This window comes from Marinobacter sp. UBA5687 (assembly GCF_002420325.1).
In the GTDB taxonomy this organism is placed as follows: Bacteria; Pseudomonadota; Gammaproteobacteria; order Pseudomonadales; family Oleiphilaceae; genus Marinobacter; species Marinobacter nauticus.
The window spans coordinates 1-3,497 of sequence record NZ_DIHV01000120.1 but is presented as its reverse complement, the minus strand read 5'-3'; the positions used below and the strand labels follow the sequence as shown (position 1 = coordinate 3,497).

Sequence of the window (3,497 nt, the reverse complement as noted above, 5' to 3'; positions counted from 1 at the left end):
ATGAGCGCCGGCACCGAAATCCTCACCCGCGAAGACGTGATGGACGGCGTGGCCGACATGGTGCACGAAGTCCAGGTGGAAGCCACCTTCCCGGACGGCACCAAACTGGTCACGGTCCACAACCCAATCGTCTAAAAGCCAATGAGAAGCTACCTGCGTTGCCGCTGCGGCGTTAAAAGAAGGCTCAAAATGCTCATTTATACATGCATAAACTCCGCTTTTTCGCCTTCTTTTGCCTTGCAGCGCCTGCCTCGCCAACGCTTCTCATCGGCTTTTCAAGGAGGCTTTTTATGATCCCCGGTGAATACCAACTCAAAGACGGTGACATCGAACTCTGCGCCGGCCGCGAACGCATCCAGCTGGACGTGGCCAACACCGGCGACCGCCCGGTGCAGATCGGCTCCCACTACCACTTCGCCGAAGCCAACCCGGCTCTGGACTTCGACCGCGCCAAAGCCCGCGGCTACCGCCTGGACGTGGCCGCCGGCACCGCCATTCGGTTCGAACCCGGCCAGACTCGCTCTGTAACGCTGATTCCGTTTGCGGGGAAAAGGGAAATTTACGGTTTCAGAGCTGAGGTGATGGGGAGTTTGGACTCCAAGAACTAAGTCTGAGGTCCGGCGGGGGTTGCCCTTCCGGGAATGTGCGGAGGCATGGATGCCGGAGAACAAGCGCCACAGGGATGTGCCGCAAGGAGCGTTTCCCGGAAGGGCAACCCCCGCCGGGCCCGGCACCAAGATTAAAGTGAGAAAAAACATGAAAATCAGCAGACAAGCCTACGCCGACATGTACGGCCCCACCGTAGGGGATCGCGTCCGCCTGGGCGACACCGAACTGTGGATAGAAGTGGAAGAAGACCACACCCACTACGGCGACGAAGTAAAATTCGGCGGCGGCAAAGTCATCCGCGACGGCATGGGCCAGAGCCAGCGCTGCGACGACGCCGTGATGGACACCGTGATCACCAACGCCCTCATCCTCGACTGGTGGGGCATCGTCAAAGCCGACGTCGGCATCCAGAAAGGCCGCATCGCCGCCATCGGCAAAGCCGGCAACCCGGACACCCAGCCAGACGTGACCATCGTCATCGGCCCCGGCACCGAAATCATCGCCGGCGAAGGCAAGATCCTCACCGCCGGCGGCATCGACCCCCACATCCACTTCATCTGCCCCCAGCAGGTAGAAGAAGCCCTGATGAGCGGCGTGACCACCATGCTCGGCGGCGGCACCGGCCCGGCCACCGGCACCAACGCCACCACCTGTACCCCGGGCCCCTGGCACATCGGCAAGATGCTGCAGGCCGTGGACAGCCTGCCCATGAACATCGGCTTCCTGGGCAAAGGCAACGCCAGCCTGCCGGAAGCGCTGGAGCTGCAGGTAAAAGCCGGCGTGATCGGCCTCAAACTGCACGAAGACTGGGGCACCACCCCGGCCAGCATCGACAACTGCCTGACCGTGGCCGACCAGTACGACATCCAGGTGGCCATCCACACCGACACCCTGAACGAATCCGGCTTTGTGGAAGACACCCTGGCCGCCTTCAAGGGTCGTTGCATTCACACCTTTCATACCGAAGGTGCCGGCGGTGGCCACGCTCCGGACATCATCACCGCCTGCTCCAAGGACTATGTACTGCCGTCGTCCACTAACCCCACGCGGCCCTACACGGTGAATACCGTGGATGAGCACCTGGACATGCTGATGGTATGCCACCACCTGGACCCGAACATCCCGGAAGACGTGGCCTTTGCCGATTCCCGGATCCGCCGGGAAACCATCGCGGCGGAAGACATCCTGCACGACATGGGCGTGATCTCCATGATCTCCTCGGATTCCCAGGCCATGGGCCGGGTGGGCGAGGTGATCTGCCGTACCTGGCAAACCGCCCACAAAATGAAAGTGCAGCGCGGCCTGTTGCCGGAAGACCAGGAACGCGGCGCCGATAACTTCCGCGCCAAACGCTACATCGCCAAGTACACCATCAACTCCGCCATCACCCACGGCATCGCCCATGACGTGGGCTCGGTGGAAGTGGGCAAACTGGCAGACCTGGTGCTGTGGAGCCCGGCGTTTTTCGGCGTAAAGCCTGCCTGCATCCTCAAGGGCGGGATGATAGCCGCCGCCCCCATGGGCGACCCGAATGCCTCTATCCCTACACCGCAGCCGGTGCACTACCGCCCCATGTTCGGCGCCTTCGGCAAGGCCGCCAGTGCCACCCGCCTGACCTTCGTCAGCCAGGCCGCGCTGGACGCCAATATTGGTGAGGAACTGGGCCTGGATAGCCCGCTCTCCGCCTGCAAAGGCGTGCGGGACGTGCGTAAGCAGCACATGAAACTGAACGACGCCTGCCCGCACCTGACCGTAGACCCACAAACCTACGAAGTGCACGCCGATGGCGAACTGCTCACCTGCGAGCCGGCCACCGAACTGCCCCTGGCCCAGCGCTACCATCTTTTTTAGGAATACAGCCCAAGGCTGCTTTGTTAAGCAACGCAGCTTGAGGCTGCTGTGAGAGGAACGAACGGATGTTGGAACTGACTAAACGCATCACCCACGTAGACGCCAGCGAAATCCACGACAACCTGGTGCTGCCCTACGAACTGCGCATTCGCGGCCGCCTTCGGGCCACCACCGAGACCAATCTGGACGTGGGCCTGTTTCTGGACCGTGGACCGGTGCTGAGAGACGGCGATCTGCTGGAAGCGAAATCCGGCGAGATCATCCGCATTCGCGCCGCGGAAGAGCCGGTGGTCACCGCCCGTGTAGAAACCGGCCTGCCGCTGGCCCGCTTGTGTTACCACCTGGGCAACCGCCACGTCACCCTGGCGATCGGTGAAGACGAGCAGGGCGCCTTCGTGCGCTTCCCGCCCGATCACGTACTGGAAGAACTGGCCGAACGCCTGGGCGCCACCGTGGTGCACCACACCGCCACCTTCGACCCGGAACCCGGTGCCTACAACCAGGCCGGCCAGGGCCATTCGCACGGTCATAGCCATGGCCATTCCCACGCGCACTCGCACGGTGAAAGCCATGACCACACTCACGCTGCTGGACATACCCATGCTCACGGCCACAAACACACCCACTGAGCCGGCAGCCATGGCGGGTGAGGGTGAACCCAGCGGCGACCTGGCCCTGCTGGGGCTGATGCAGCTGGTCAGCCCGGCGTTGCCCATCGGCGCCTTTGCCTGGTCCCAGGGCCTGGAAAGTGCCTTTGAGCTGGGTTGGGTGAACAACGAAGCGGAACTGGCCCGGTGGATTGAAGGCGTACTGGAAGACGGCCTGAGCCGGTGCGAGTTGCCATTGCTGGCCCGGCTGCAAACCGCCTGGGCGAACGACGACGGCGCCACCATCGCGCAATGGAACCAGTGGCTGCACGCCACCCGGGAAACCGCAGAACTGAGCGACGAAGACACTCGCCTGGGCGGTGCCCTTAAAACCCTGCTGGGCAACCTCAACCTGCTGCCGGAGAGAACCCTGATTCCGGCCGAGCCCGG

The 3,497-nt window shown here is 62.9% G+C and carries 5 protein-coding genes; all 5 read left to right on the top strand.

What is annotated here, in order from left to right:
- On the top strand, positions 1 to 135 hold a 135-nt coding region (locus B3Y70_RS12190), incomplete at its 5' end, for an urease subunit gamma (protein ID WP_288589896.1).
- 155 nt (positions 136 to 290) lie between these two features.
- Entirely contained in the window at positions 291 to 608 is a 318-nt protein-coding gene (locus B3Y70_RS12185) for an urease subunit beta (protein ID WP_286895655.1), read from the top strand.
- 148 nt (positions 609 to 756) lie between these two features.
- Positions 757 to 2,460 carry an urease subunit alpha gene (gene ureC / locus B3Y70_RS12180; RefSeq protein ID WP_222448840.1) on the top strand — a complete coding sequence of 568 codons (1,704 nt, stop codon included), beginning with the start codon at positions 757 to 759 and terminating at the stop codon, positions 2,458 to 2,460.
- Between the two features lie 65 nt (positions 2,461 to 2,525).
- Positions 2,526 to 3,089 (top strand): urease accessory protein UreE, encoded by a 564-nt coding sequence (ureE, locus tag B3Y70_RS12175; RefSeq protein ID WP_014422373.1) that lies wholly within the window; start codon positions 2,526 to 2,528, stop codon positions 3,087 to 3,089.
- Positions 3,061 to 3,497 (top strand): urease accessory protein UreF (locus B3Y70_RS12170; protein WP_414674120.1); only part of this gene is annotated, 437 nt, incomplete at its 3' end. The genes ureE and B3Y70_RS12170, both read left to right, overlap by 29 nt.

Coding starts and splice junctions, on each gene's coding strand:
- ureE (WP_014422373.1), top strand. CDS start 2,526: ATGTTGGAACTGACTAAACGCATCACCCACGTAGACGCCAGCGAAATC.
- B3Y70_RS12185 (WP_286895655.1), top strand. CDS start 291: ATGATCCCCGGTGAATACCAACTCAAAGACGGTGACATCGAACTCTGC.
- ureC (WP_222448840.1), top strand. CDS start 757: ATGAAAATCAGCAGACAAGCCTACGCCGACATGTACGGCCCCACCGTA.